The organism is Streptomyces sp. CO7, assembly GCF_053474865.1.
Genome location: NZ_JBRIOU010000002.1, coordinates 869,905 through 871,986, shown reverse-complemented (window position 1 = coordinate 871,986; position 2,082 = coordinate 869,905). Strand labels below are relative to the sequence as shown.

The 2,082-nt window shown below is 73.3% G+C and carries 3 protein-coding genes; 2 read left to right on the top strand and 1 reads right to left on the bottom strand.

Going from position 1 to position 2,082, the window contains the following annotated elements:
• Together ACOV8S_RS05980 and pssA are read left to right on the top strand one after the other, a co-directional pair.
• Positions 1–408: phosphatidylserine decarboxylase (locus tag ACOV8S_RS05980; protein ID WP_448316495.1), on the top strand; the 408-nt coding region annotated here is incomplete at its 5' end.
• A complete protein-coding gene (gene pssA / locus ACOV8S_RS05975; RefSeq protein ID WP_448316493.1) occupies positions 395–1,258 on the top strand; it encodes a CDP-diacylglycerol--serine O-phosphatidyltransferase in 864 nt (287 codons plus the stop codon). The genes ACOV8S_RS05980 and pssA, both read left to right, overlap by 14 nt.
• A gap of 156 nt (positions 1,259–1,414) precedes the next feature.
• On the opposite strand, the gene ACOV8S_RS05970 is transcribed toward pssA, so the two are convergent.
• On the bottom strand, positions 1,415–2,082 hold a 668-nt coding region (locus ACOV8S_RS05970), incomplete at its 5' end, for a glycerate kinase (protein WP_448316492.1).

Here is a 2,082-nt window from a genome sequence, read left to right as displayed (position 1 = left end):
GTGCAGAGCATCATGCCCTGGAAGGACGGCCGCACCCGCGTCGCCATCTTCATGAGCCCGCTCAACGTCCACGTCAACCGCGCGCCGCTGGCCGGCACCGTGACGTCGGTCGAGCACGTGCCGGGTGGGTTCGTCCCCGCTTTCAACAAGGAGAGCGAGAACAACGAGCGCGTCGTCTGGCACTTCGACACCGAGCTCGGCGACATCGAGATGATCCAGATCGCCGGCGCGGTGGCCCGCCGCATCGTGCCTTACATCCCGCAGGGGACCAAGGTCGAGCAGGGCGAGCGGATCGGTCTCATCCGGTTCGGCTCGCGCGTCGACCTGTACCTCCCGGCCGGGGTGGAGGTCGCGGTCGAGGTCGGCCAGAAGACCGTGGCTGGGGTGACTCGAATTGACCGTGACTGACCAGGATCCGAGTGCCGGCTGGTCGCCTTCGGCGGACGGCCGCGCCGAGGAGTGCGACGAGGAGGAGATGCCTCTGTCGCTCCGCCTGTCGATAGCCGACACGCTCACCCTCGGCAACGCGACCTGCGGCTTCATGGCGGTGTACTTCACCACCACCGGCATCCTGATCCCGCACCTCACCGGCAGCCAGGAGACGGGCATGGCCCGTCACAGCGCGGCCACCGCGGTGATCCTGATGCTGGCCGCGGCGATCTTCGACCTGTTCGACGGCCAGGTCGCCCGCAAGCTGCGGTCCTCGCCGATGGGCGCGGAGCTGGACAACCTGTCCGACCTGATCAGCTTCGGGCTCGCGCCGGCCTACTTCGTGCTGGTGTACGGCATGGTCGCCGACGACGCCCATCAGCGGGTGGCGGCGCTGGCCGCGATCGTGGTCCTGCTGGCGGTGGTGCTGCGGCTTGCGCGGTTCTCCATCGTGACGGTGCCCAACGGCACGTTCCAGGGCATGCCGTCCCCGTTCGGGGCGCTGACGGTGGTCTCCATCGTGCTGCTCGAGCTGCCGTTCGTGGCGACGCTGCTGGCGGTGCTGGGCACGGCGTGGCTGATGGTGAGCCGCGTCGAGTACCCGAAGCCGCGGGGCAAGTCCGCGGTGGCGATGCTGATCTGGATCGTGGCCTCGATGGGCATGCTGGTCGCCTGGGCGGTCGGCGCTCCCGCCGGCGAGCTGCTGCTGCAGGCCGGCTGCGCGCTGCAGCTGGTGCTGGGCGCGGTGATCCCGCTGTTCGCCACGGCCCGCCGCGTGAACAACTTCCGCGACAACCGTCGCGAGGCCCGGGCGGCCCAGCTCCAGTAGCACCGCCCCTCGCCCGACGCACGGCCCCCCGAGCCCTCACGGCTCGGGGGGCCGTTCGCCGTCCTCGACCGCCGCGAAGGACTCTCGGGCCGCCCCACGGTCCCCGGAAAACCGTCCCGAGGGCCCGCAGCAGCTCTGCGGGCCCTCGGGACGGTCTCAGACCAGCCAGTCCCGGGCCAGGGACTCCGCGACGCGCTCCAGCAGGGGGCCGGCGTTCGCGACGCTGCGGGTGACGTCCGGTTCCAGCGCCGCCAGGGGGTAGGCGCGGGCGATGCCGGCGCCGTCGAGCTCCTCGGGGGTGAGGGCGAGGCGGCCGCAGACGGCGACCACGGGGACCCCCGTGGCGCCGGCCGCCGCCGCGACGCCCGCCGGGGCCTTCCCCCGCAGCGTCTGCGCGTCCAGGGACCCCTCCCCCGTGATCACCAGGTCGGCCCGCTCCAGCTCCGCGGCGAAGCCGACGACCTCCATCAGGACCTCGATGCCGGGCCGGAAGCGCGCCCCCAGCAGCAGCGCCGCGTAGCCGAGTCCGCCCGCGGCGCCCGCCCCCGGCGCCTGGGCGAGGCCCTTGGCCCGGGGTCCCGCGGCCTCCTCCACGACCTCCGCGTAACGTCCGAGCGCCGCGTCGAGCACCGCGACGTCCTCGGGCGAGGCGCCCTTCTGCGGCCCGTACACGGCGGCCGCCCCGAAGGGCCCGGTCAGCGGGTTGTCGACGTCGCTCGCGAGGACGAGTTCCACCGTCCCGTCGCCCACCCGGGGGTCCAAACCGGAGAGGTCGGCCGACGCCAGTGCCCCGAGGGCCCCTCCCCCGGACGGCAGCTCCCGCC